The sequence below is a fragment of the Thioalkalivibrio sp. ALE22 genome (genome assembly GCF_000381445.1).
Classification (GTDB): Bacteria; Pseudomonadota; Gammaproteobacteria; order Ectothiorhodospirales; family Ectothiorhodospiraceae; genus Thioalkalivibrio.
In genome coordinates this window covers 75,339-98,851 of sequence record NZ_KB906509.1, presented here as the reverse complement: position 1 = coordinate 98,851, position 23,513 = coordinate 75,339, and the positions used below count along the sequence as shown (strand labels likewise).

General features: G+C 68.7%; 25 protein-coding genes and 1 other RNA gene. 8 read left to right on the top strand and 18 right to left on the bottom strand.

Annotated elements, in window-relative coordinates:
- Window positions 1-115: 115 nt before the first annotated feature.
- From pepP to F793_RS0110995, 3 genes are read right to left on the bottom strand one after another with little or no spacing between them, the layout of a single operon-like run.
- Complete coding sequence (pepP, locus tag F793_RS0111005; protein ID WP_018881746.1) at window positions 116-1,444, bottom strand: Xaa-Pro aminopeptidase; 1,329 nt, start codon at window positions 1,442-1,444, stop codon at window positions 116-118.
- A 32-nt stretch (window positions 1,445-1,476) separates the two neighbouring features.
- The gene (locus F793_RS0111000; protein ID WP_018881747.1) at window positions 1,477-2,082 is read right to left on the bottom strand and encodes a UPF0149 family protein; all 606 of its coding nucleotides are present in this window, start codon (window positions 2,080-2,082) and stop codon (window positions 1,477-1,479) included.
- Window positions 2,082-2,369 carry a hypothetical protein gene (locus F793_RS0110995; protein ID WP_017941481.1) on the bottom strand — a complete coding sequence of 96 codons (288 nt, stop codon included), beginning with the start codon at window positions 2,367-2,369 and terminating at the stop codon, window positions 2,082-2,084. The genes F793_RS0111000 and F793_RS0110995 overlap by 1 nt, the downstream gene beginning before the upstream one ends.
- Window positions 2,370-2,585: 216 nt before the next feature.
- On the opposite strand from F793_RS0110995, the gene zapB reads away from it, so the two are divergent.
- A complete protein-coding gene (gene zapB / locus F793_RS0110990; protein WP_026280280.1) occupies window positions 2,586-2,813 on the top strand; it encodes a cell division protein ZapB in 228 nt (75 codons plus the stop codon).
- Entirely contained in the window at window positions 2,810-3,112 is a 303-nt protein-coding gene (locus tag F793_RS0110985; protein ID WP_018866426.1) for a cell division protein ZapA, read from the top strand. The genes zapB and F793_RS0110985 overlap by 4 nt, the downstream gene beginning before the upstream one ends.
- Window positions 3,113-4,187: 1,075 nt before the next feature.
- On the opposite strand, the gene dapB is transcribed toward F793_RS0110985, so the two are convergent.
- From dapB to aroC, 3 genes are all read right to left on the bottom strand, one after another.
- Window positions 4,188-4,982, bottom strand: coding sequence for a 4-hydroxy-tetrahydrodipicolinate reductase (dapB, locus tag F793_RS0110980; protein ID WP_018881749.1), 795 nt, complete (start codon window positions 4,980-4,982; stop codon window positions 4,188-4,190).
- A 72-nt stretch (window positions 4,983-5,054) separates the two neighbouring features.
- The gene (locus F793_RS0110975; protein WP_018879846.1) at window positions 5,055-6,218 is read right to left on the bottom strand and encodes an MFS transporter; all 1,164 of its coding nucleotides are present in this window, start codon (window positions 6,216-6,218) and stop codon (window positions 5,055-5,057) included.
- A gap of 45 nt (window positions 6,219-6,263) precedes the next feature.
- Window positions 6,264-7,367, bottom strand: a complete 1,104-nt coding sequence (gene aroC, locus F793_RS0110970; protein ID WP_018866423.1) for a chorismate synthase — start codon at window positions 7,365-7,367, stop codon at window positions 6,264-6,266.
- 149 nt (window positions 7,368-7,516) lie between these two features.
- Between aroC and F793_RS0110965 the strand changes: the two genes are divergently transcribed.
- From F793_RS0110965 to F793_RS0110945, 6 genes are all read left to right on the top strand, one after another.
- A complete protein-coding gene (locus F793_RS0110965) occupies window positions 7,517-8,026 on the top strand; it encodes a heme-binding protein (protein ID WP_018877990.1) in 510 nt (169 codons plus the stop codon).
- A 50-nt stretch (window positions 8,027-8,076) separates the two neighbouring features.
- Complete coding sequence (locus F793_RS0110960) at window positions 8,077-8,514, top strand: rhodanese-like domain-containing protein (RefSeq protein ID WP_018877991.1); 438 nt, start codon at window positions 8,077-8,079, stop codon at window positions 8,512-8,514.
- A gap of 81 nt (window positions 8,515-8,595) precedes the next feature.
- Window positions 8,596-8,781, top strand: a non-coding RNA gene (gene ssrS / locus F793_RS13840) — 6S RNA.
- Between the two features lie 25 nt (window positions 8,782-8,806).
- Window positions 8,807-9,454 carry a 5-formyltetrahydrofolate cyclo-ligase gene (locus F793_RS0110955; protein ID WP_018877992.1) on the top strand — a complete coding sequence of 216 codons (648 nt, stop codon included), beginning with the start codon at window positions 8,807-8,809 and terminating at the stop codon, window positions 9,452-9,454.
- 30 nt (window positions 9,455-9,484) lie between these two features.
- Window positions 9,485-9,949 (top strand): EVE domain-containing protein, encoded by a 465-nt coding sequence (locus tag F793_RS0110950; protein WP_017941841.1) that lies wholly within the window; start codon window positions 9,485-9,487, stop codon window positions 9,947-9,949.
- A 4-nt stretch (window positions 9,950-9,953) separates the two neighbouring features.
- Window positions 9,954-10,631, top strand: a complete 678-nt coding sequence (locus F793_RS0110945; RefSeq protein ID WP_018877993.1) for a glutathione S-transferase family protein — start codon at window positions 9,954-9,956, stop codon at window positions 10,629-10,631.
- Between the two features lie 495 nt (window positions 10,632-11,126).
- On the opposite strand, the gene F793_RS0110940 is transcribed toward F793_RS0110945, so the two are convergent.
- The 12 genes from F793_RS0110940 to ntrB form a co-directional block, all read right to left on the bottom strand.
- Window positions 11,127-11,405 carry a HigA family addiction module antitoxin gene (locus F793_RS0110940; RefSeq protein WP_018877994.1) on the bottom strand — a complete coding sequence of 93 codons (279 nt, stop codon included), beginning with the start codon at window positions 11,403-11,405 and terminating at the stop codon, window positions 11,127-11,129.
- Between the two features lie 19 nt (window positions 11,406-11,424).
- The gene (locus F793_RS0110935) at window positions 11,425-11,703 is read right to left on the bottom strand and encodes a type II toxin-antitoxin system RelE/ParE family toxin (RefSeq protein ID WP_018877995.1); all 279 of its coding nucleotides are present in this window, start codon (window positions 11,701-11,703) and stop codon (window positions 11,425-11,427) included.
- A 74-nt stretch (window positions 11,704-11,777) separates the two neighbouring features.
- Window positions 11,778-12,053, bottom strand: a complete 276-nt coding sequence (locus F793_RS0110930; protein ID WP_012982192.1) for a cupin domain-containing protein — start codon at window positions 12,051-12,053, stop codon at window positions 11,778-11,780.
- 31 nt (window positions 12,054-12,084) lie between these two features.
- Window positions 12,085-12,738: a DUF6064 family protein gene (locus F793_RS0110925; protein WP_018876956.1), complete on the bottom strand. Its 654-nt coding sequence runs from the start codon at window positions 12,736-12,738 to the stop codon at window positions 12,085-12,087.
- 102 nt (window positions 12,739-12,840) lie between these two features.
- On the bottom strand, window positions 12,841-13,782 hold the full coding sequence (locus F793_RS0110920) for an aldo/keto reductase (protein WP_026280636.1): 942 nt from the start codon (window positions 13,780-13,782) through the stop codon (window positions 12,841-12,843).
- 58 nt (window positions 13,783-13,840) lie between these two features.
- A complete protein-coding gene (locus F793_RS0110915; protein WP_018881750.1) occupies window positions 13,841-14,692 on the bottom strand; it encodes a uroporphyrinogen-III synthase in 852 nt (283 codons plus the stop codon).
- Window positions 14,689-16,161 carry a siroheme synthase CysG gene (gene cysG, locus F793_RS0110910; protein WP_018881751.1) on the bottom strand — a complete coding sequence of 491 codons (1,473 nt, stop codon included), beginning with the start codon at window positions 16,159-16,161 and terminating at the stop codon, window positions 14,689-14,691. Before cysG ends, F793_RS0110915 begins: the two co-directional genes overlap by 4 nt.
- Before the next feature lie 2 nt (window positions 16,162-16,163).
- On the bottom strand, window positions 16,164-18,854 hold the full coding sequence (locus F793_RS0110905; RefSeq protein WP_018881752.1) for a nitrate reductase: 2,691 nt from the start codon (window positions 18,852-18,854) through the stop codon (window positions 16,164-16,166).
- A 1-nt stretch (window position 18,855) separates the two neighbouring features.
- Complete coding sequence (gene nirD, locus F793_RS0110900; RefSeq protein WP_018881753.1) at window positions 18,856-19,227, bottom strand: nitrite reductase small subunit NirD; 372 nt, start codon at window positions 19,225-19,227, stop codon at window positions 18,856-18,858.
- Window positions 19,224-21,704, bottom strand: a complete 2,481-nt coding sequence (nirB, locus tag F793_RS0110895; RefSeq protein WP_018881234.1) for a nitrite reductase large subunit NirB — start codon at window positions 21,702-21,704, stop codon at window positions 19,224-19,226. The genes nirD and nirB overlap by 4 nt, the downstream gene beginning before the upstream one ends.
- Window positions 21,704-22,504 carry an ABC transporter ATP-binding protein gene (locus F793_RS0110890; RefSeq protein WP_018876963.1) on the bottom strand — a complete coding sequence of 267 codons (801 nt, stop codon included), beginning with the start codon at window positions 22,502-22,504 and terminating at the stop codon, window positions 21,704-21,706. Before F793_RS0110890 ends, nirB begins: the two co-directional genes overlap by 1 nt.
- Window positions 22,505-22,529: 25 nt before the next feature.
- Entirely contained in the window at window positions 22,530-23,465 is a 936-nt protein-coding gene (gene ntrB, locus F793_RS0110885; protein ID WP_018866407.1) for a nitrate ABC transporter permease, read from the bottom strand.
- Window positions 23,466-23,513 lie beyond the last annotated feature (48 nt).

Here is a 23,513-nt window from a genome sequence, read left to right as displayed (position 1 = left end):
GCTCCCACGGAGGATCGTGCATGCTGCTTCCTGTAGGAGCCTGCTTGCAGGCGAATCGCCCCGGTCCGGACTCCGGGTCGTTCACGAAATCGGAAGAGACGATGGGCGGGCATGGTCAGTCCCAGCCCGGGAGGTCGCCGGCCATGCAGGCCTCGATGTCGGCGACGGCCTTGGGGCAGTCGGCGGTGAGGACCTCGAAGCCGTCGCGGGTGACGGCGACGTCGTCCTCGATGCGCACGCCGATGCCGCGCAGTTCCTTCGGCGCATCACTGTAGGGCCCGAAATAAAGCCCGGGCTCCACGGTCATCACCATGCCGGGTTCCAGCTGACGCCAGGCGTCGCCGACGCGGTAGTCGCCGACATCGTGCACGTCCAGCCCCAGCCAGTGGCCGGTGCGGTGCATGTAGAACGGGCGGTAGGCCTGGTCGCGGATCAGCTTGTCCAGGCGACCCTTGAGTACCCCCAGTTCCTTGAGCCCGCGGGTCAGTTCGCGCACGGCGGTGGCGTGCGGGGTGTCCCAGTCGTTGCCTGGGCGCACCTCGTCGATCGCGGCGAGCTGGGCGGCCAGCACGCACTCGTAGACCTCGCGCTGGCGTTCGTCGAAGCGACCGGAGACCGGAAAGGTGCGGGTGATGTCGGACGCATAGCCCTGCACCTCGCAGCCGGCGTCGATCAGCAGGAGGTCACCGGCGTTCAGCTCCGCGCGGTTCTCGATGTAGTGCAGGATACAGCCGTTCTCGCCGCCACCGACGATGGAGGGATACGCGGTCTCGGTTCCGTAGCGGTGGAACTCGTGCAGCAGCTCGGCCTCCACCGCGAACTCGGTCAGCCCCGGCCGGCAGGCCTGCATGGCACGCACATGCGCTTGAGACGAGATGGCGGCCGCGTGGCGCATTAACTTGAGTTCGGGGGCCTTCTTGAACAGCCGCTGCTCGTGCAGGTGGTGCTCCACCGCGACGAACTCGTGCGGTGCGCGCACGCCGTTGCGGGCCTTGGCCCGCACCCGGTTAACCCAACCGAACAGGCGCTGATCCAGCGGCTCGTCGCGCCCGAACGGGGCGGCCAGCACGGCGCGGTTCTCCATCAGCCCCGGCAGGATCTCGTCGATGTCCTCGATCGGAAAGGCGCACTCGGCCCCATGGGTCTCCATCGCACCGTCCGGCCCGGCGCGGCGGCCCTGCCAGGTCTCCTGGGTCGGGTCGCGGTCGCGGCAGAACAGGATGTACTCGCCGGCCGGCCGCCCCGGCACCAGCACCGCCACCGCATCCGGCTCCGGGAAGCCGGTCAGGTAGAGGAAGTCGCTGTCCTGACGGAAGGGATACTCGACATCCCGGTTGCGGGTGCGCTCGTGAGCGGCAGGAACGACGATGATCGCCTCGGGTCCGAGCGCCCGCATCAGACGCTGGCGGCGCCGGGCGAACTCGCCCTGGGGGATCTCCGGCATCCGGCCCGGCCGGGGGGCTTGTCGCGTTCGCGTCATTGCATCGGGATCCGTTTCGGGTCGTCCGGGGCCAGCTCGTCGGCGATCAGCAGCACGCCCACGCGCACATACTCATTAAGCTCCTCGAAGGCGGCGGCGTTTTCCTCGTCGTCGTCCGGCTCCAGCTCGATACGCGCGATCTCGGCGAAGTCGCGCAGGATCTCGCTGGCTTCGGCCGACGGCTTGAGTTTGCCCAGGCGCGGCGTCTGCCCCAGCCCGGCGATGAAGCCGTCCACCCATTCCGACAGAGCCTGCGCCTGCGCCTCGATGGCTTCGTCCTCCGGCAGCAGCGGGCCGAAGCCCAGCTCCACGTCGTACAACTGGGCCAGCAGCGCGCGGCGGATGGCCTCCACGGTCTTGCCGAAGTTCTCCCCGGCGCCCTCGGTCAAAGGCAACGCCTCGCCCAGGCTGCGCACCAGGGCGTCGACGTCGGCGCCCGGGTCCGCCACCAGGCAGCCGGTGAACAGCCCGTGGGCGGAGGCCGGGGTCTGCGCGAAACCCATGCTGCGCAGTCCGTGCTCCAGCTGTTCGCGCAGGGCGACGGGATCGCGCTCCAGTCCGTCCTGCGCCTTCGCGTTGCCGGTGCCTGGGTCGCCGACCATCAGAAGCTCTCCAGCCGCGCTTCGTAGGGGAACAGCAGGAAGCGGTAGAGATCGTCACCCACCTGCAGGTGGGTGAACTGCGGCTCGCCCAGCTTGATCGCGCTGGAACCGGTGGAGGACAGCATATTGAGACCGAACCTTTTCTCTTCGATCAAGGCGTTCAACAGCTGTTCCAGCTCCGCGTGCGGCACGGTCCCCGTGTTGTCGACGATCCGGCACGGCTTTCCGTTATGGGCCGTGCCCTCGATCACGGTGGCTTCGGGGCCGGGTTCGGGGGGCTGGGTCATGGGCAGCAACACTTTCTGGGAACGGGATTCGCCGTATTGTGGCCAGCGCGGGCACCAGGCCGCAACAAACCTCGGATCGGCAAGTATGCGACCCGTAAAAAGTGAAGGTGTTCCAGCAAGAAGATGGCCCAAGTTGACGCTTCGCGCGAAGCCCTCCTAGACTCCATGGATCACATGCCCTGCGGCGAAGGCCGCCTGCCAACCGGGACCGAGGCCATGCAGCCGAACGACGATTCCGCGATCGACCCGACCGAACGCCTGGAGACCGCAATCACGCGCCTGCTGGAGGAGCACGCGGCCCTGCGCGAGGAAAACCACCTGCTGCAGGAGCAGGTCCGCCAGCTCAAGGGCGAGCGCGCGGCCTTCAAGGAGCGCAACGAGCAGGCCCGCCACCGGGTCGAGAACATGATCGCGCGCCTGCGCTCGATGGAGCACAGCGAATGAGCCAGTCCGAACCCGTCCGCGTCTCCATCATGGGCAAGGAGTACCAGATCGCCTGCCCGCCCGACGAGCGTGCCGACCTGTTTGCCTCCGCATCTCTGATTGACGAACGCATGCGCGAGCTGCGCGATGGCGGCCGCGTGGTGGGGGCCGAGCGCATCGCGGTGATGGTGGCGCTGAACCTGGCGCACGAGCTGCTGGAATGCCAGCAGCAGAAGGCCGGCGGCGACTCCGCCGGCAGTTCGGCGCGGCTGGTCGCCCTCGCCGACCGCATTGAACAAACCCTGGGCTCGTCGCGCTAGCGCTGTTGGCGCCGCCCCGCCGCCCTCCCTTTCTCCCGGGCATGCCCGGCCCAAGGACGGCCCTCCACCCGCTACCCCATATTCGTCATCCGGTGTTTTCGGTGGCTTTGGTCTGCCGCCTGCCTTGTGGTGGCTGGTCCTGGTTCGGCATCCGGTGTTTAGGGTGCCTTCGGTCCGCAACCTGCCGATTTTTGGCTAGGCCTGGTTCGTCCTCTGGTGTTTACGGTGCCTTCGGTCCACATACTGCCCGGCGCTGACTCGCCAGCGCGCCCCGAGTGACTTCTTTGCTCGTGCAAAGAAGTCACCAAGAAACACGCCCGACTGCCGCGACCCCGGCCCGCTGCGCGGGCCGGGGTTTCCCTCGCTCCGAGGCTTTTCGCGGGCGGCGCTGAACTCGCTGCGCCTTCGGCTCCGCTCAGACATCCAGCGCCTCTGATCCCGCGAAAACCCTCTCCACTCGGCGCGACGACAACGGGGGGCAGGTCCAAACAACGGCTATCCCAGCGATATAGCTAATGTGATGATGGCTAGGCTTTCGGACATCTTGGGCACGCTCGGCCTTTGGCCGTTGCGTGCCGCGCCCGCAAGCGGGCGCTGGGGGCTTTCAGGCGGCAGGGCCGTTGTTGTGTCGCGGGGTCGGAATACCTCCTGTCTTGACCTTCCTCCCCCGTATGGAGCCCCTTGCGGAAGGGTTCTCGGGCCGGAAGAAGGCGCTGGATGTCTGAGCGAAGCGCAGCGTAGCGAGTTCAGCGCCGCCGGCCCGAGGGCCCTGGAGCAAGGTTCCCGGGCGAAATCCGGGTGCCCTTCTTTGGGCACTTTCTTGGGCAAGCAAGAAAGTGCCTCGGGGCGCGCTGGCGAGTCAGCGCACGGCAGTACGTGGACCGAAGGCAGCGTAAACACCGAAGGATGAACCGGGACCAGCCTTCAATACAGCGCAAGCGGCGGACCGAAGGCACCCTAAACACCGGATGTCGAACCAGGACCAGCCACCACGAGGAAGGCGGCTAGACGAAGGCACCGAGACACGGACAGCAAAGGATACTGAGGCCGATGAAGCGCCTGTCGGCGCCGCTGGTTAGAGGTCCCGCAACCCCAGTACATCCTGCATATCGAACAGCCCATTGCCGGCACCAGCCAGCCAGACGGCGGCCCGCACCGCACCGGAAGCAAACACGGTCCGGCTGGAGGCCTTATGGGTGATCTCCACACGCTCACCGTCGCCCGCGAACAGCGTGGTGTGCTCACCCACGATGTCGCCACCACGTACCGTGGCGAAGCCAATGGTGCGACGGTCGCGGGCGCCGGTCTGGCCCTCGCGGCCATACACGGCATCGTGCTCCAGGTCCCGTCCCAGCGTCTCCGCGACCACACGCCCCAGCTTCAGCGCGGTACCGGAGGGCGCATCCACCTTGTGCCGGTGATGCGCCTCCAGGATCTCCACGTCCACGCTGTCGCCCAGCGCCCGCGCGGCCAGCTCCACGAGCTTGAAGGTCAGGTTGACCCCGACGCTCATGTTCGGGGCATAGACGATCGGCAAGGATTCCGCGGCACTACGCAGGCGCTGTTCCTGCTCCGCGTCGAGACCGGTCGTTCCGATCACCAGCGCCTTGCCGGCGCGCGCGCACAGATCCAGGTGCTGCATGGTGGCCTGCGGCGCGGTGAAGTCGATCAGCACGTCGAAGTCGTCGGTCACGGTTGCCAAGTCCTCGACCAGGCGTACCTGGCCCTCCTGACCGACGACCTCTCCAATCGCCTCGCTACCCGGCCGCTCGCTGGCCGCGCCCAGCTGCGCCTCGGGGTGCTCGTCCACCGCCTGCACCAGGTTCTGGCCCATGCGCCCGCCGGCGCCCGCAATCGCAATTCGAATCATCGTTTGTTCCATCCGGTTCTGTCGTTCCATCGGGGTATGCGCACCCTACGAAGCTTTGCCGCAACGTGCCAGTTACAGGGTTCGCACCGGGGTGCGGAAACGCCATTCGCCGTACACCGAGGCGATCACCCCGGCCGCCGCCAGGAACGCCGCGAACACGTACACCGAGGCCGGGCTGATGCCGTCCCACAGATAGCCGGCCACCAGCGAGCCCATCGCCCCGCCCAGCCCGAAGGCCAGCGAGGAGTACAGCGCCTGCCCGCGCCCCTGCAGCCGGCCCGGGAAGAAATAGTGGATCAGCGAGATCGCCGCCGCGTGGTACACCCCGTAGCTGGCCGCATGCAGCACCTGAATGAACAGCAACATCGGCAGCGAATCCGGCACCGCCGCCAGCAGCCCCCAGCGCAGCGTGGTCAGAATAAGGGCCGCCGACACCAGCAGCCAGGCCCCGAAGCGCAGGATCAGCCGCGGCATCAGCAGGAACAGCACCACCTCGGCCGCGACCCCCAGCGCCCACAGCTGCCCGGCCACCGCGCGCGAGAACCCGGCCTGTTCCAGGTACAGGGTGAAGAAGGCGTAGTAGGGCCCATGGCTGGCCTGCATGAAGAAGCAGGCCACGAACAGCGCGATCACCTCCGGCCGGCGCAGCACGGTCAGCAGCGGTGGGGCGTTGTTGTCTTCCTCGTGGTTGCGCGCCGGTTCGCGCACGAACTGCGCGGCCGCCACCACCGCGATCAGGATCGCCAGCACGATCCACGGCAGCCAGGCCACGTCGATGTGATCGAAGGCCCAGCCCAGCAGCGCCACCGCGACGATAAAGCCCACCGAGCCCCATAGCCGCACCAGGGCATAGCGGTGCGCATCCTGCCCCAGCGAGCGCATGGTGGTCGCCTCGAATTGCGGCAGGATCGCATTCCAGAAGAAGCTGTAGGCGGCCATCACCACCGCCAGCCACCAGTAGCCGGTGTACAGCAGCACGCCGGTGAAGGCCACCGCCCCGCCCAGCGCGCCCCAGCGCGCGATCGGCATGTGCGCGCCAGCACGGTCGGCCAGCCAGCCCCAGACGTTCGGGGCGATGATCTTGGTCGCCAGCACGATCGCCATCAGTTCGCCGATCTGGGCGCCGCTGAACCCCTCCTCGGAGAGATACGGCCCCCAGAACGGCATGAACGCACCGAGGCTGGCGAAGTAGAAGAAATAGACCCCGGACAGGCGCGCGTTCTGCGTCACGGCCATTGCAGGGGCCCTAGCGGTTCAGGAGACTACGGCCGGACGGCCGCGTCATTCGCCGGAATGATCGCGCAGTGCGAGGCCGGTATCCGCCACGTCCGCGTTCTGCCCGCGATGGCGCAGAGCGTGATCCATCAGCACCAGGGCCATCATCGCCTCGGCGATCGGGGTCGCGCGGATGCCCACGCAGGGGTCGTGCCGCCCCTTGGTCACCACCTCGACCGGCTCGCCCGCGGTGTTGATGCTGCGCCCGGGCAGACGGATGCTGGAGGTCGGCTTCATCGCGATGCTGGCGCGCACCGCCTGGCCGGTGCTGATCCCGCCCAGCACGCCGCCGGCGTGGTTGGAGAGGAAACCCTCGGGGGTGATCTCGTCACGGTGCTCGGTGCCGCGCTGGGTCACGGACTCAAAGCCCGCGCCGATCTCCACGCCCTTAACCGCATTGATACTCATCAGCGCATGCGCCAGCTCGGCATCCAGGCGGTCGAATACCGGCTCGCCCCAGCCGGCCGGCACGCCGGTGGCCTCGACGGTGACCCGCGCGCCGATGGAGTCGCCCGACTTGCGCAGGGCGTCCATGTACTCCTCCAGCTCCGGCACCTTGTCCGGGTCCGGGGAGAAGAACGGGTTGTCGTTGGCGATCTCCGGCTGCTTCGCCTCCAGCGCGATCGGGCCCAGCTGGGACAGCCAGCCGCGGATGGTGATGCCGTAGCGCTGTTCAAGGTAGCGCCGGGCGATGCCGCCGGCCGCAACCCGCAACGCCGTCTCGCGCGCGGAGCTGCGCCCGCCGCCGCGATAGTCGCGCACGCCGTATTTCTGATGGTAGGTGTAGTCCGCATGCCCGGGACGGAAGCGATCCATGATCTCGCTGTAGTCCTTGGAACGCTGATCCACGTTCTCGATCAGCAGCCCGATCGGCGTGCCGGTGGTGCGACCCTCGAACACGCCCGAGAGGATTCGCACCTGGTCCGGCTCGCGCCGCTGGGTAGTGTGGCGCGACTGCCCCGGCCGGCGGCGGTCGAGATCGAACTGCAGATCCGCCTCGCACAGCTCCAGACCGGGCGGACAACCGTCCACCACCGCGCCCAGGGCCGGCCCGTGACTCTCACCAAAGGTACTGACGACGAACAGTCGTCCAAAGCTGTTTCCCGACATGCGCGTAGTGTAGCCGCGGGCGGCGCGGCTGTCGCCTGTTCCCCTACCCGGCGGCCGGTCGGCAGCCTGTGGAATGCAGCCCTCGGCAACCCCGTCCCCTATCTGCCATGATCGGTGTGCAGCATTAAAGACCACAAAAGGAGGACACCATGCCGAAATCCCTGACCCGACTCGCCACCGGCGCCGTTGCCGCCCTCTGCCTGGGCCTGACCAGCAGCGCCCAGGCCGATGACGTCTACACCCAGCGCTTCATGACCCTGGAGCTGGCCAATGACATCGCCATGGGCGCCGTCGAGGCCTGCCGCGACATGGGGTACCAGACCTCGGTCGTTGTGGTCGACCGGGCCGGCAACGACCAGGTGGTCCTGCGCGATCGCATGGCGGGCGTGCAGACCATCCAGATCGCCGGCGACAAGGCCCGCGCCGTCACCATGTCCGGCACTACCTCCGCCAACTTCCGCGACAACCGCGAAGACATCCGCATGGAGATGAACCATGTGGACGGCATCATCATGCTGGCCGGTGGCTTACCCGTCGAAGCGGCCGGCAGCATGCTGGGTGCGGTGGGCGTCTCCGGGGCGCCGGGCGGCGACCTCGACGAGGAATGCGCGCAAGCCGGGATCGACCGGGTCCAGGAACGTCTCGACTTCGTGATGTAGTCCACTCGGGCGCCAGGGACGGCGCCCACCCCGATAGCCGGATCGAGACCATGCCCCCAGACAACCCTTCCAGAACCCCCATTCGCATCTCGCCGGTGGAGACCTACGAGCGGCTGCAGGCACGCCCACGGGACCTGCTGATCGACATCCGCTCGACCATGGAATACCTGTTTGTCGGCCATCCGACCGGTTCGGTCCACATCCCCTGGATCGACGAACCGGACTGGACGGTGAACCCGCAGTTCGTGCCCCAGGTCCGCAAGCTGCTGCTGGGCGGCGTCAGCGACCACAGCGACGAAGCCCCGGCCCTGTACCTGATCTGCCGCAGCGGCAAGCGCACTCTGGATGCCGGCCAGGCCCTGGTGGATGCCGGCATCGAACATGTTTTTTCGGTAGAGGAAGGCTTCGAGGGCCCGCTGGACGAACACCACCAGCGCTCCACCCGCGGCGGCTGGCGCTACCACGGCCTGCCCTGGGAGCAGTGCTGAAGCACTCATATCCCTGTGGATCCCCCACTGTCACGGGGGTTGCGCGCACCCCGGGGCGATTGGTCCATAATGGAGCCGGACGCGTCGCTGCGGCGTTCGATTGTGGCCCGGTGGTACCCTTGAGCCTTAATTCTTCACCACGGGACCGAGTACTTCCGTTTCGCTGTGCAGGTCCGTCTTCGAGCGGAAAGCCTAAAGATTCGGAGACTTCTCCCACCTGAACCTCAGGTTCAAGGTCAAAGGTCACGCCGGCGCCCGCGGGGCGCGTCCACTTTTCTCAAGCCCGATCCCTATGTCTTCGGAAACCGTCTCCGTCCCAGACCCGCTATCGCCCGACGATCTGCGCGCCCTGCGCCTGCGCCTGCGCCGCGCCCGCGCCGCGCTGTCGGACGCCCAGCTTGACCAGCACTCCGCCGCCATCTGCGAACACCTGCTGCGCTGGTTCGAGCGCTGGCAGCCGCGCTGCGTCGGCGCCTACCGGGGCCTGCGCGGCGAGGTCGACCTGACACCGCTGACCGTCGCCCTGGCCGGACGCGGCACCCGCGTTGCCCTGCCGGTGATGGACGACAAACGCCCCGGCCGCATGCACTTCCATGCCTGGGGGCCCGGGGATGCGCTGTGCCACAACGGCTTCGGCATCGCCGAACCCTGCCCCGATGCCCCGCGCATCTGGCGCCGCGAGATGCAGGTGGTACTGATGCCGTTGGTGGCCTTCGACACGGCTGGCAACCGCATGGGCATGGGGGCGGGCTACTACGACCGCTACTTCGCCCGGCGCCGCTTCGGCATCGGCCGGCCGAAGCTGATCGGCGTAGCCCACTCGCTGCAGGGCGTGCCGGCGCTGCCCACCCAGCCCTGGGACGTGCCGCTGGATGCCGTCGTGACCGAACAGGGCTGGCATGCGCTGCCGGACCGCGCGCGGCACAATACGCACACCTGACCACCCCCTCACTTGGCACGAGGAGCCCGCATGGCCTACTGGCTGATGAAGTCCGAGCCCGACGAGTTCAGCATCGACGACCTGGAGCGCGTCGGCGTGGAGCCCTGGGACGGCATCCGCAACTACCAGGTGCGCAACATGATGCGCGACGAGATGAAGAAGGGGGATCTCGCCTTCTTCTACCACTCCAACGCCAAGCCACCGGGCATCGTCGGTATCCTGCGTATCGAGAAAGAGGCCTACCCGGACTCCTGCGCCTTCGACCCCGAAGACCCGCACTACGACCCCAAGAGCGACCCGGACAACCCGCGCTGGCTGCGCGTCGACGTCGCCTTCGAGGAAAAATTCGGCGATATCATCACCCTCGATTGGCTGAAGCAGCAGCCGCAGCTCGAGGACTGCCCGCTGGTGCGCCGCGGCAACCGCCTGTCGGTCATGCCCATCACCCAGGACCAGTGGGACTTCATCCTGAGCCACGCCCAGCGCGGGAAATAGCCCCGTGGCCACGCTCTACCACTTCCCGCACGACGCCAAGGCCGACCGCCTTCGCCTGGCCTGTGGCTACAAGGGTGTGGAGCTCGAAACCCGCGCGCTGGACTGGTTCGACGACGAGACTTTCTTCGAGCTGGGCGTGGCGCGCCAGTCGCCGATCCTGCAGATGGATGACGGCACCCTGGTCACCGACACGCTCGCCGCGCTGCGCGACATCGACCGCCTGTTCCCGACCGGCGAACCGCTGTCCGACGGCGTGATCGCCGAGGACGCCTGGCAGGCCCTGGTGGACTGGCGCGCCAAGGTGGAGATCGTACTGGACCGCCTCTACGCCCCGCTGGCACCGGGCTTTCACGGCATCGGCGAGAGCGCCGAGGCCCTGGCCGACTTCAAGGCTCAGGTACAGCACCGCTTCGGCATGTCGCTGGAAGAACTGGCCAACGACCGCTACGACGGCTACAACCAGCTCGCCAAGCTCAGCCACCTGCCGGAACTGGCCAAACACCTGGCCGCCAGTCGCTTCTACCTCGGCCACCCCTCCATCGCCGACTGCGTGATCGCCGCCGACCTCTATCCCCTGCAGATGCACGACGGCATCAACCTGCCCGTCGACATGCTCTACTACCTGCGCCGCGTCGAGGAGACCTTCAACACCCCCCTCGACACCCACTGGCTCGCCCGCTAAAGCCCGTGTGGGAGCGGCCTTGGCCGCGAACCGGCGTCAGCCCCGGATCGGGCCCTGCATTCGCGCGCACGCGCGCTCCCACAAAAACTGCGGGAAGGGCGTGAGCGAAATCCTTTTCCTTCCTGATTGGCGCCGAGCGTCAGCCGTACCGGCGACAGCCCGGCGCAGGAAGCCCAAGCTCGGGGGACTACTCCCAGGCCCTGTTCCTCGATGGAGCAACCCCGGCCACCGCACTCCCCCCCCCTCGTCATCCCGGCCGCAGCGCAGCGAAGAGCCGGGATCTCCCACGTCGGGACACCCCCAACCGCGGAGATCCCGGATAACCGCTACGCGGTTTCCGGGATGACGAAGCCCGGGGATCGTGGACCCGAAGGTGCGTGTCGCTGCGCGCAACCGCACCCTGTGCTGGCGGTTGCTGCCAGCCCGGGCGCGAACCGACGCTTCGACTGGCTGAACTTCTTGCCCAATGCGGCTGACCGCAAGGGCCCGCCACAATCAGGCGGCCGCGAAGCGCCGGATGTGGTTCTCGTCGCGGGATTCGGCCCGCGCCAGATCGAAGTTCGTCTGCATGGCGAGCCAGTGGCGCGCCTCGCCGATGCCACCGCTCTCGAGGCGCACGGCAAAGTCCGGCGAGATCGCGGCATGTTCGTTCAGGACGCGCGAGACCGCGTTGCGGGACATCCCCAGATGCTGCGCAAACTCGGTCACCGAAAGGCCCAGCCCGGGCAGCACACGCCGGCGCAGGATCCGCCCTGGGTGGGGCGGGTTCCGCATCGCCGCGTGTTCCTGAGGCTCAATGGTAGTCTTCATAATCCACCTGATCCGCATCGTTTCCACTGAACGTGAAGGTGACAACCCAGTTGCCATTCACATGCACCGAGAAAAAGCCCGCGCGATCCCCACGTAGCGGATGAAAATCCAATCCCGGCAGATCCAGCTGTCCGGGATGGGTCGCCGCATCCAGCAGCGCGAGAATATCTTCCAGGTCTTCCACATGGTCCGCCGGCAACCCACGGCGGTCGCCCTTCACGTAAAGCCGTTTGAGCCCCTTGTGACGAATCTTCCTGATCATCGGCCTTCCTTGGCACACGACTAAAATGTAATCTGTAACGTTACAGTGGTCAACTCAATCCACTGACACGAGCCTCAGCCGAAGCGGTAGTGCTTGCGGATGTCGCGGTGTATCTCCCAGGTGCAGCCCATACCCTCGGGGAAGGTCACCAGATCGCCCTCGCCCACGGTGACGGGCTCGCCTCCATCATCCGGCGTCACCGTCACCTGGCCTTCCAGGATGTAGCAGACCTCGCGCTCGTCGTAGTGCCAGGGGAAGGTCGAAACCTCCTTCTCCCACACCGGCCAGTCGAACACCCCCAGACGCTCCAGATGGTCCTGCTCCGGCCGATGGATCACTTCGATGGACATGACGGTCTCCTTGTCGGAATCAGCCGTCATCTTAACGAGCCCGATCACCCGAACGCAGCCAGCGCACCAGCAGCAACCCGAAGGTGAGCACACCCAGCGCGGCCGGCAGGTATTCCAGCCAGAGGCCCAGCTCCCAGGCGATGAATCCGGTGACCAGCGCCCACAGGAGCGGGATGATGGCCAGCACCAGCGGGGGCCGCGGGCGGGCGAGCAGCAGGAGCCCGAGCGTCAGCAGCATGGTCGGACCGGGCGCGACGCCGACGTACTGCAACTGGGCCCAGGGTGCACCGGTCAGCGCGAGATCGAGCAATGGATAGCCGGCCAGCGCGGAGACGATCATCAAGACCGCGCCGCTGCCCGCCAGCCCGCCGGGCCAGCCGAAGCGGGCCTGGCCCATCAGGGTCAGCGCGAACAGCAGCATCAGGCCCTGGGCGACGAAGACCCCGGCCAGCCATTCAGAGGCGAAGTGGAAGGGTGCGAGCGAGCCGCCGAAGAAGACCACTCCGGTCCAGATCCACAGCACGCCCAGCATCAGGCCCAAGACACGGGCCGCCCCGCGCCAGCCCGTGAACGCGAGCGCGACGGCCACCAGCGCGAGCAGGGCACCGACCGCGTGCAGCGGCCAGATGGCGGTGTTGTACTGGCCCAGGATGGCCAGCCAGGTGGCGCTATCGAACGGCAGCATCTATCTACCCCGTATCCATGGGTTGAAAGTCATTACTGTAGGAGGCCAGCCCTCTGGCCGATTCGGAGTGCGACTAGACTCGTCGGCCAGAGGGCTGGCCTCCTACAGGTCGCCGACGTAGGCAACCATGCGGCTGCGCATATCGGCATCCGGAAGCGGGCCGTACAGCGCGCCCATGTTCTCCTCCATGTGCGCCACGACCGAGGTCGCCGGGATCGCGCAGGTCACGTCCGGATGCGAGACGATGAACTTGAGCAGGAACTGCGGCCAGTTCGCGCATTCGATCTCCGCCGCCCAGTCCGGCAGAGGATGACCCTCGAACTGATTGATCAGCGCCTTGCGCCGAAACGGCCGGTTGGCGATCACCGCGACCCCGCGCTCCCGTGCCATGGGCAACAGGCGCTGTTCCGCCTCGCGGTCGAGGATGTTGTAGGTCAGCTGCACGAAGTCCAGATCCTCGCGCCGCAGGATACGCTCCAGCTCGTCGTGGCGGCGTCCGTGCGAGGTGGTCACGCCGATATAGCGCAGCTCCCCCGCCGTGCGACGCTCGCGCAGCGTCTCCAGGTGGGCCTCCCAGTTCTGCAGGTTGTGCACCTGCTGCAGGTCGAGGGTGTCGACGCCCCACAGCTCCCGGGATTTCGCGTGCTGCTCGCGCCCGGTAGCGGTGCTGCGCGTCCAGACCTTGGTGGCCGCGAAGGCACCTTCCGGATGCCCCAGCTCGCGCAGCCCGTGGCCCACCACCGCCTCGGCGCGGCCGTACATCGGGGAGGAGTCGATCATTCCGCCGCCGCGACGGATGAAGGTGTCGAGGATGCGCGTGCGCACCGCCAGCGCCTCCGGGTCCTCCGGCACGTTGAAGGTAATCCAGGTCCCCATGCCGATCACCGGGATGCGTTCCCCGGACGACGGGATCGGCTTGCGCTGCGGTTCACGGCCTTCGGAGGCGCCCGCGACGACCGGCCAGCCCGCCCCGGCCGCAAGGGCGGAGCCGGCCATCCAGCGCAGGAAGGATCGGCGCGAACGCCGTGTGGACGTTGGTTTCATGGCCCGGATCACCGCAGGGGATTCAATCCGTGGGCCATCCGCCCAGGCCACAAGTTCCCTACGCAGCCGCCCGCAGATGTCGGGTGAGCGCCGAGACCAGGGGCTTCATGAAGTAGCGGCTCTCGGGGACCACCGTCGGGTGCACCCCGTGGGCGCGCAGCTCGTCGGCCACCACCGGGCCGATCGCGGCGACGACGGTGCGGCCGAGCGCTGCCAGCAGCGCGTCCTCGCGCCCCGCGTCGCGGGCGACGTGCAGCAGGCGCCGGACCTGGGCCTGGCTGGTGAAGGCGATCGCATCCACCTCCCCCGCGATCAGGGCCTCGATCAGCCCGCTCACGCGCCCGGTCTCGGCGGCGTCCGCATAGCGATAGGGCCAGACGGGAAAGACTTCGGCGCCCGCCTGCTCCAGGAACCCGAGCAGGCGGCGGTTGGGTTCCGCGCCGTAGAGCTGCACCCCGATACGCTGTCCGGCCAGATCCTGCCCAGAAAGGGTCTCGATGATGCCCTCGGTCGTCGGTGCGGCCGCGATCGCATCCGGCCGCACGCCGAAAGGCTTCATCGCCCGGCCGGGCTTGGGGCCGCGCACCAGGGTGGGCGTCCGCGCCACGGCGGCCAGCCAGGCGTCCTCTCCTCCGGCACGCCGGGCAAAGCCGGTCAGGCGGGTAAAGCCCTCGCCGGTCAGGAAGATCAGGCGATCGAACGGGGCCTCGATCGCCCTGTGCAACCAGGCCTCGATCGCCGTGCGGTCGGGGCTGTCGTGGATCGCGATCAGCGGGCAGCGCCAGACCTCGGCCCCGCGCCGCTCCAGCAGACCGGCGAAGACCTCCAGCGCCCGGCTCTCCGGCAAGGCCACCCGGCGACCCGCGAGGGCGCCGGCCGCCGCCTCCGGCAGGACGGATGCGGCCGTCACGCCGCACTCGCCGCCGCAGTGCGCGGCCCCGACCCCGACATTGGCACCGGCATCGGCTGTGGAAACACCGTGGCGGCCCCGTCATCCGGCTGGAACCAGGCCAGACGCGCGTGGCAGGCCACCACCTCGCCGATCACGATCAGGCTGGGCGAACCCACCTGCTCGCGCTCGGCACGCGCGGCCAGGGTATCCAGCGTGCCGCTGACCACGCGCTGGCGGGCGGTGGTGCCGTTCTCGATGATCGCCGCCGGGGTCTGTCCGGCGCGGCCGGCACCCTTCAGCCCCCGGCAGATCTCGCCCACCCCCTTGCGGCCCATATAAAACACCAGGGTCTCGCGGGTACTGGTCAGCTGCGACCAGTCCACATCCAGCCGCCCTTCGCGGGTATGGCCGGTGATGAACCGCACCGACTGGGCATGGTCGCGGTGGGTCAGCGGTATGCCCGCAAAGGCGGCGCAGCCGCTGGCCGCGGTAATGCCGGGGACGACCTGGTAGGCCACGCCGTCGCGCGCCAGCACGTCCAGCTCCTCGCCGCCACGGCCGAACACGAACGGGTCGCCGCCCTTCAGCCGCGCCACGCGCTTGCCCTCGCGCGCCAGCCGGGAGAGCAGCGCGCTGATCTCCTCCTGCGGCACGCAGTGGTGGTCGCGCTCCTTGCCGACATAGAAACGCTCGGCCTCGCGCCGCGCCAGGTTCACCACCTCGGAGGACACCAGGCGGTCGTAGACGACCACATCCGCCTGCTGCAGCAGGCGCAGCGCGCGAAAGGTCAGCAGGTCGGGATCGCCCGGCCCGGCGCCGATCAGGTAGACCTCGCCCGGCGTGCTAGCCGCAGCGTCCGCCAGTTCCTGTTCCAGGCGCGCCTCGGCCGCGTCCATGCGCCCGGCCAGCGCCAGCTCGGTGGCCGGCCCGGCAAAGGCCCGCTCCCAGAAGGCGCGGCGGGCGTTCACGTGCTCGAAACGGGCGCGCACCCGGTCGCGAAGCCGCCCGGCGAGTTCGGCCAGCCGACCATAGCCGGCCGGGATCAGGCTCTCGATCTTCGCGCGCAGCAGGCGCACCAGCACCGGGGCGCGGCCGCCGGAGCCGATCGCGATGGTCAGCGGCCCGCGCTCCACGATCGCCGGCAGGATGAAGCTGCACAGCTCGGGCTGGTCGGCCACGTTCACCGGGATCGAGCGCGCGACGCAGTCCTCCGAGACCTGGCGGTTGACCGCCGCGTCGCCGGTGGCGGCGATCACGATCGCCACCCCCGCCAGGCATTCGGTGTCATAGATCCCCGGATCGCGGCTGATCGCTCCCGGTTGTTCGCGCAGCAGGCGCTCGGCGGCGTCGCTGTACGCCGGGGCCCGCAGGCGCACCCGCGCCCCGGCCTCCAGCAGCAGCGCCGCCTTGCGCGTGGCCACCGGCCCGGCCCCGACCACCAGGGCCTCGCGGCCGTGCAACTGCATATAGATCGGCAGGTGTTCCATGCTTATCCCTCCCGCGCCACGGGGTCCGTGGGCGTCTCGGTTTCTTCATTCAACAGGGTCTGGATCTCGGATCGGCAGGAGCCGCAGTTGGTCCCCGCCTCGAGCACCGCACCCACGGCCTCGCAGGTGGCCAGCCCCTGCTCGCGGATCGCGGTACGGATGCGTGTCTCGTCCACGCCGAAGCAGGCGCAGACCATGCGCCCACGCGCGGCCTGGCCATTCGGCGGTCGCCCGGTCAGGAGCGCCATGCGCTCGGTATCGCTGATGGTCTCGGCCGCGAACAGGCCACCCAGCCACTCGCGCTCGGGCAGGCCCCGGTCGGGGCCCGCGAACAGCACGCAGGCGAGCCGGCCCTCGTGGATCCGCGCGGCGCGGTAGCGCCCCCCGGCGGGGTCGGCGAACTCCAGCCATTCCCCCGGCCCGTCCAGACGTTCGCGCCACGCATCCATCGTGGGCGGTGCGCCGCGCCCAGCCAGTTCGGTGCGCAGGTGTCGGGGACCTCGGGCGGTCACCGCATAGTCCGCGTCCGGTGCGGCGATCGGCTCGCGGCTCAGCACGAAGCCGTGCCAGTCCAGTGCCGCCGGGCGCACGGCCACGGCCGTGTGCTTGAACGCCGGCTGGCCGGAGACCGGGTCGACATGCGCGGGCACCAGCGCATCGACCCGGGCGAGCCGCGCGATCGGCCGGCTCCAGTGCATGGGCACGAACACGCTGCCCGGGCGCTGCTCGCGGCTCACCTGTACCCGCGCCAGCAGGCGTCCGTGGCGACTGGTCACCTCGGCGAGATCGCCGGCCTGGACCCGGAACAGCCCGGCATCCACCGGATGGATCTCGACGAACGGCTCCGGCTGATGCGCACTCAAGCGCGGGGTGCATCCCGTACGGGTCATGCTGTGCCACTGGTCGCGGATGCGGCCGGTGTTCAGGCGCAGCGGATAGTCGGCAGCGACGGGGTCGGTCGGGGCCTGCGGAGTCACGGCCGCGAGCCGCGCCTGGCCATTGGCGGTGAAGAAACGGCCATCGGCATAGAGGTGTTCGGCGCCCGTCCGACTCCCCGCCGGCAGCGGCCACTGCACCGGCTCCAGGGCCTCGTACTCGGCGTCGGACAGCCTGGCCAGTGCGCCGATGTCGAAGTCGCGCGTGCCGTGGTTCTCGAAGGCGGACAGCGCCGCATGCTCGCGGAAGATCTCGCCCGGATGGGTATAGGGAAAGGCGTCGGCGAAACCCAGCCGCTGCGCGACTCGGGCCAGCGCCCACCAGTCGTGGCGGGCCTCGCCCGGGGGCGCCCGGAACGGGCGCTGGCGCGAGATGCGGCGCTCGGAGTTGGTTACCGTGCCGTCCTTCTCGCCCCAGGTGGTCGCCGGCAGCAGGACGTCGGCCACCCGCGTGGTCTCGGTCTCGCGCACGCAGTCGGAGACCACGACCAGCGGGCATTCGGCCAGGGCCTGCTCGAAGCGCGCGGCCTCGGGCAGGCTGAACAGCGGATTGGTGCCGATGATCCAGACCGCCTTCACCTGCCCCGACTCGACCGCGCGGAACAGGTCCAGCGCCTTCAGCCCCGGCTGGCGGGCGAGATTCGGCGCGCCCCAGAAACGCCCGACCCGGTCCAGGGCCGCGTCGTCGAAGCCCATATGCGCGGCCAGCTGGCTGGCCAGTCCGCCGACCTCGCGCCCGCCCATCGCGTTCGGCTGGCCGGTCAGCGAGAACGGGCCCATGCCCGGGCGCCCGATGCGGCCGGTGGCCAGGTGGACGTTCAGGATCGTCCCGGCCTTGTCCACGCCGCTGTCGGACTGGTTGATGCCCTGGCAGAAGGCGGTCACGGTGCGTTCGGTACGGGCAAACCACTGGAAGAACGTCGCCACCGCCTCCGGCTCCAGCTCGCAGGCCTCGGCGGTCGCGGCGATCGACGGGCTGGAGGCCCGCGCGGCCGCCAGGGCATCGGCAAAGCCGTCGACGTGGCGCTCCAGGAAGCCGGGGTCCAGCGCATCCTCCCGGCGCAGGTGGTCCAGCAGGCCGTTGAACAGCCAGGCATCCGTGCCCGGCGCCAGCGGCAGGTGCAAGTCGGCCGCCTGGGCGGTGGCCGTGCGCCGCGGGTCGATCACCACCAGCTTCATCCCGGGCCGCGCCGCGCGGGCGGCCTGCAGGCGCTGGAACAGGACCGGGTGGGCCCAGGCCATGTTGGAGCCCGTCACCACGACCAGATCGGCCTGCTCGAGGTCGGTATAGCTCCCCGGCACGCCATCCACCCCGAAGGCGCGGGTATGGGCGGCCACGGCCGTGGACATGCAGAGCCGGGAGTTGGTGTCGATATTGGCCGAGCCGACGAAGCCCTTCATCAGCTTGTTGGCGACGTAGTAGTCCTCGGTCAGGATCTGCCCGGAGACGTACAGGGCGACCGCATCCGGCCCGTATGCCGCGATGGTCTCGCGAAAGCCGTCCGCCACATGATCCAGCGCGGTCTCCCAGTCGACGCGCCGCCCGCCGATCTCCGGGTGCAGCAGCCGGCCCTCGTCATCGAGGGTCTCCGCCAGTGCCGCGCCCTTGGAGCACAGGCGACCGGCATTCGCCGGATGGGCGAGGTCGCCGCGCACCGCGACCGGAAACTCGCCTTCCGGCGTCGCGGTCACCTCCACGCCGCAGCCCACCCCGCAATAGGGGCAGGTGGTGCGGGTCGCCGGCTCAGCCGTGGCCATCTCAGCCCGCCTCGCGGCAGGCGACCGGCACTGCCGAGGGATCGTCCGCGGAATTGGCCGTGGCGCCGGAGAGATCCAGCCACACCTGACCGTCGGTCACCCGGATCGGGAAGGCATGGGTGCAGCCACTGTCCGCCCCGGTGGCCTCGCCGGACTGCAGGTCGATCACCCAGTTGTGCAGCGGGCAGGTCACGCGCTCGCCGTGGACGATGCCCTGCGACAGCGGCCCGCCCTTGTGCGGGCACTGGTCGCGCAGGGCAAACACGCGGTCATCCGCGGTGCGGAACACGGCGATGTCGCCGTTCGGGCCCGCCACCACGCGCGCACCCAGCGACGGGATGTCCTCGAGCGGACAGATCGCGAGCCAGCTCATGCCGACACCCCCTGGCGCGGGGCCGCGTCCACCGGCGTGATCGGGATGAACTCGTGCGCCGCATGCCCGGCGGCCCGCTCGGCCCAGGGGTCCACCTGCGCCACCTCCTGCGACTCCAGGAAGCGGGCGTACAGCGCGGCGCGGTTCTCGGCGTCGTCCACCAGGCGTTCCTTCACGCGGGTCAGCCCGACGCGCTCGATCCACGGGGCGGTGCGCTCCAGGTAGCGCGCGTCTTCGCGATAGAACTGCATGAAGGCCCCGGCGTATTCGAGCACCTCGGTCTCGGTTTCCACCTTGCAGAGGAAGTCGGTGGCGCGGACCTTCACCCCGCCGTTGCCGCCCACGTGCAGCTCGTAGCCCGAGTCCACGCAGACCACGCCCAGGTCCTTGATCGTCGCCTCGGCGCAGTTACGCGGACAGCCGGAGACCGCCATCTTGAACTTGTGCGGGGTCCAGGAGCCCCAGGTCATCCGCTCCAGCTGGATGCCGAGCCCGGTCGAGTCCTGGGTGCCGAAGCGGCACCACTCGGAACCGACACAGGTCTTCACCGTGCGCAGGGCCTTGCCGTAGGCATGCCCGGAGACAAACCCGGCGGCGCCGAGATCGCGCCACATCGCCGGCAGGTCGACCTTCTTGACCCCCAACAGGTCGATGCGCTGGCCACCGGTGAACTTGACCGTGGGCACCTGGTAGCGCTCGGCCACCTCGGCGATCGCGCGCAGCTCGGCCGGCGTGGTCACTCCGCCCCAGATGCGCGGCACGACGGAATAGGTGCCGTCCTTCTGGATGTTGCCGTGGGCACGCTCGTTGATGAAGCGCGACTGGGCGTCGTCCTGGTAGTCCTTCGGCCAGGCCGCCAGCAGGTAGTAGTTGAGCGCCGGGCGGCAGACATGGCAGCCGTTCGGGGTCTTCCAGTCGAGGGCCTCGAACACCGCGTCCATGGTCTTCAGCCCGTCGCGGCTGATCGCCGCGCGCACCTCGTCGTGGCTGTAGTCGGTGCAGGCGCAGACCGGCTTTTTCGCCGGGGCGTCGGAGTAGTCGCCGCCCAGCGTGGTGGCGAGCACGGACTCCACCAGCCCGGTGCAGGAGCCACAGGAGTTCGACGCCTTGGTGTGGGCGCGCACGTCCTCCAGCGTGAACAGCTTGTGCTCGCTGATTGCCTGGACGATCTCGCCCTTGCACACGCCGTTGCAGCCGCAGATCTCGGCCTCGTCGGGCATCGCCGCGACCCGCGAGGCCTCGTCGCCGTGGCCGGAGTCACCGATATGCGCCTGGCCGAACAGCAGGTTCTCGCGGATGTCGGCCACCGGCGTGGCATCGCGCATCAGCTGGAAGTACCAGGAGCCGTCCAGGGTATCGCCGTACAGCACCGCCCCCTGGATCCGGTTGTCCTTCAGCACCAGGCGCTTGTAGACGCCGCGCGCGGCATCCTTGAACACCAGGTCCTCGGTGGTCTCGTCGCCGGTGAAGTCGCCGGCAGAGAACAGGTCGATCCCGGTCACCTTCAGCTTGGTGGAGGTCATCGAGCCCTCGTAACGCCCGATGCCGTACTCGGCCAGGTGGTTGGCGCAGACCTTCGCCTGCTCCCACAGGGGCGCGACCAGGCCGTAGGTGGCGCCGCGGTGCTGCACGCACTCGCCGACCGCATAGATCGACGGGTCATAGGTCTGCATGGTGTCGTTCACCACCACGCCGCGCTCGCAGTGCAGCCCGGCGGACTCGGCCAGCGCGGTGTTCGGGCGGATGCCGACCGCCATCACCACCAGATCGGCATCGACCTCGCTGCCGTCGGTGAAGCGCACGCCGGTGACGCGGTCCTCGCCCAGGATCGTCTCGGTCTGGTGCGCCATGCGAAAACGCATGCCGCGCTGCTCCAGCGAGCCGCGCAGCATCCCGGCGGCCTCGGCATCCAACTGGCGCTCCATCAGGTGATCCATCAGGTGCACCACGGTGACCTCCATGCCCTGGCGCATCAGACCGTTGGCGGCCTCCAGGCCTAGCAGGCCACCGCCGATCACCACCGCATGCCGGTGTGCGCGACTGGCCGCGAGCATCGCGTCCACGTCGTGGATATCGCGGAAGGCGACCACGCCCTCGAGTTCGTGCCCCGGCACCGGGATCATCACCGGGTCGGAGCCGGTCGCCAGCAGCAGGCGGTCATAGGGCGCCTCGGTGCCGTCCTCGGCGATCACCCGCCGGTTTACGCGGTCGATCCGCTCAATGCGCTTGCCCTTGTGCAGGGTGATGCCGCGTTCGGCATACCAGGCATCGTCGTTCAGCATGATCTCGTCGACGGTCTTCTCCGAGGCCAGTACCGGCGAGAGCATGATGCGGTTGTAGTTGCCCCAGGGCTCGGCACCGAACACGGTGATGTCGTACATGTCCGGCTTGAGCTTCAAAAGCTCCTCGACCGTGCGCATTCCGGCCATGCCGTTGCCGATCAGGACCAGCCGCGGCTTGTCGTTCGCGGTATCCATCACGCGGCCTCCGACTCGGGGTTCTTGTGGCGCTCGTGGAGAAAGCGCAGCACCTCGGCCCGGTAGTGGTTGTAATCGGCGTTGTCGGCCATCGCCAGGCGCTCGCGCGGCTTCGGCAGGTCGATCTCCAGAATCTCGCCGATGGTCGCCGCCGGGCCGTTGGTCATCATCACGATGCGGTTGGACAGCAACACCGCCTCGTCCACGTCGTGAGTGACCATCAGCACGGTATTGCCCAGCTCCGACTGGATGCGCATCACCTCGTCCTGCAGGTGCGCCCGGGTCAGCGCGTCAAGCGCGCCGAAGGGTTCGTCCATCAGCAGGACCTTCGGCTCCATCGCCAGCGCCCGGGCGATGCCCACGCGCTGCTTCATGCCGCCGGAGATCTCGTCCGGGCGCTTGTCCAGCGCGTGGCTCATGCCGACCATATCCAGCGTCTGCAGGATCCACTCGCGGCGTTCGGCGGCGGACTTGGTGCCCTTGAAGGTCTTGTCCACCGCCAGCGCCACGTTGTCGCGCACGGTCAGCCAGGGCAGCAGGGAGTGGTTCTGGAACACGACACTGCGATCCGGACCCGGCTTGCTGACCTCCTTGCCATCCAGGATCACCGCGCCGGTGCTGGTCTCCAGCAGCCCGGCGACGATGTTGAGCACCGTCGACTTGCCGCAGCCGGAGTGGCCGATGATGGAGATGAACTCGCCGCGGTCCACGTGCAGGTCGACGTCGCGCAGCACCTCGCTGGCCGTCGGGCCTTCGCCAAAGGTCTTGTGGACGTGTTCGATGGAGAGATAGCTGGTCATGATGATTCTCCTGTGAGGGGCCGGATCAGCCGGCCTGCGTGCCGCGGGTGACCCATTTGCCGACGATCGCGACCAGGCGGTCGAGGAAGAACCCGACCAGGCCGACGTAGACCAGGGCCAGCACGATGTCGCTGAGCATGGAGGCGTTCCAGGCATCCCAGATAAAGAAGCCGATGCCGACCCCGCCGATCAGCATCTCGGCGGCGACGATCGCCAGCCAGGCGAGGCCGATGCCGATGCGCAGACCGGAGAAGACATACGGCGCGGCGGCCGGGAGCATGATCTTGGTGAAGTACTCAAGACCGTTCAGGCGCAGCACGCGGGCCACGTTCACGTAGTCCTGCGAGATGTTCCGGATGCCGACCGAGGTGTTGATGATGATCGGCCAGATCGCGGTGATGAAGATCACGAAGATGGCCGACGGGTTGCTGGCCTGGAACGCGGCCAGGGAGATCGGCAGCCAGGCCAGCGGCGGTACAGTGCGCAGTACCTGGAACAGCGGGTCCAGCCCGCGCATCGCCCAGGTGGACTGGCCGACCAGCACGCCGAGACCGATCCCGGCCACCACCGCCAGGGCATAGCCGTAGGCCACACGTTCCAGGCTGGCAAGCAGCTGCCAGGCCATGCCCACGTCGTTGCCACCGTGGTCATAGAACGGATTGACGATCAGTTCCCAGGTGTCGGTGATCACCTGACTCGGGCCGGGCAGTACGGCTCCCTGGGAGGACGTCATCATTTCCCACAGAAACAAAAAAATCGCGGTCACGATCACCGGGGGCAGCACCACGGTGGCCGCGTGGCGCATACGCCGGCCCCAGAGCCCGGGGTCGGGCGGCGGGGCACCGCCGGACCGGGCCGACGGCGGGGCCGAGCGGGCCACCGGGGCCGTGGAGGTCTCCGCGGCCGCCGGGCGTTCGCGCCCGGCGCCGAAGGTCATGTTGCGATCGAGAATGGCACTCATCATCGAATCCTCTTGAATCGTCTGTGCAGGTGTCGGCGGGCCACCGCG

What these genes read in the sequence shown, in the direction of transcription:
- pepP (WP_018881746.1), bottom strand. Translation starts at nt 1,444, where the DNA reads ATGCCGGAGATCCCCCAGGGCGAGTTCGCCCGGCGCCGCCAGCGTCTG.
- F793_RS0111000 (WP_018881747.1), bottom strand. Translation starts at nt 2,082, where the DNA reads ATGGTCGGCGACCCAGGCACCGGCAACGCGAAGGCGCAGGACGGACTG.
- F793_RS0110995 (WP_017941481.1), bottom strand. Translation starts at nt 2,369, where the DNA reads ATGACCCAGCCCCCCGAACCCGGCCCCGAAGCCACCGTGATCGAGGGC.
- zapB (WP_026280280.1), top strand. Translation starts at nt 2,586, where the DNA reads ATGCAGCCGAACGACGATTCCGCGATCGACCCGACCGAACGCCTGGAG.
- F793_RS0110985 (WP_018866426.1), top strand. Translation starts at nt 2,810, where the DNA reads ATGAGCCAGTCCGAACCCGTCCGCGTCTCCATCATGGGCAAGGAGTAC.
- dapB (WP_018881749.1), bottom strand. Translation starts at nt 4,982, where the DNA reads ATGATTCGAATTGCGATTGCGGGCGCCGGCGGGCGCATGGGCCAGAAC.
- F793_RS0110975 (WP_018879846.1), bottom strand. Translation starts at nt 6,218, where the DNA reads ATGGCCGTGACGCAGAACGCGCGCCTGTCCGGGGTCTATTTCTTCTAC.
- aroC (WP_018866423.1), bottom strand. Translation starts at nt 7,367, where the DNA reads ATGTCGGGAAACAGCTTTGGACGACTGTTCGTCGTCAGTACCTTTGGT.
- F793_RS0110965 (WP_018877990.1), top strand. Translation starts at nt 7,517, where the DNA reads ATGCCGAAATCCCTGACCCGACTCGCCACCGGCGCCGTTGCCGCCCTC.
- F793_RS0110960 (WP_018877991.1), top strand. Translation starts at nt 8,077, where the DNA reads ATGCCCCCAGACAACCCTTCCAGAACCCCCATTCGCATCTCGCCGGTG.
- F793_RS0110955 (WP_018877992.1), top strand. Translation starts at nt 8,807, where the DNA reads ATGTCTTCGGAAACCGTCTCCGTCCCAGACCCGCTATCGCCCGACGAT.
- F793_RS0110950 (WP_017941841.1), top strand. Translation starts at nt 9,485, where the DNA reads ATGGCCTACTGGCTGATGAAGTCCGAGCCCGACGAGTTCAGCATCGAC.
- F793_RS0110940 (WP_018877994.1), bottom strand. Translation starts at nt 11,405, where the DNA reads ATGCGGAACCCGCCCCACCCAGGGCGGATCCTGCGCCGGCGTGTGCTG.
- F793_RS0110935 (WP_018877995.1), bottom strand. Translation starts at nt 11,703, where the DNA reads ATGATCAGGAAGATTCGTCACAAGGGGCTCAAACGGCTTTACGTGAAG.
- F793_RS0110930 (WP_012982192.1), bottom strand. Translation starts at nt 12,053, where the DNA reads ATGTCCATCGAAGTGATCCATCGGCCGGAGCAGGACCATCTGGAGCGT.
- F793_RS0110925 (WP_018876956.1), bottom strand. Translation starts at nt 12,738, where the DNA reads ATGCTGCCGTTCGATAGCGCCACCTGGCTGGCCATCCTGGGCCAGTAC.
- F793_RS0110920 (WP_026280636.1), bottom strand. Translation starts at nt 13,782, where the DNA reads ATGAAACCAACGTCCACACGGCGTTCGCGCCGATCCTTCCTGCGCTGG.
- cysG (WP_018881751.1), bottom strand. Translation starts at nt 16,161, where the DNA reads ATGGAACACCTGCCGATCTATATGCAGTTGCACGGCCGCGAGGCCCTG.
- F793_RS0110905 (WP_018881752.1), bottom strand. Translation starts at nt 18,854, where the DNA reads ATGGCCACGGCTGAGCCGGCGACCCGCACCACCTGCCCCTATTGCGGG.
- nirD (WP_018881753.1), bottom strand. Translation starts at nt 19,227, where the DNA reads ATGAGCTGGCTCGCGATCTGTCCGCTCGAGGACATCCCGTCGCTGGGT.
- nirB (WP_018881234.1), bottom strand. Translation starts at nt 21,704, where the DNA reads ATGGATACCGCGAACGACAAGCCGCGGCTGGTCCTGATCGGCAACGGC.
- F793_RS0110890 (WP_018876963.1), bottom strand. Translation starts at nt 22,504, where the DNA reads ATGACCAGCTATCTCTCCATCGAACACGTCCACAAGACCTTTGGCGAA.
- ntrB (WP_018866407.1), bottom strand. Translation starts at nt 23,465, where the DNA reads ATGAGTGCCATTCTCGATCGCAACATGACCTTCGGCGCCGGGCGCGAA.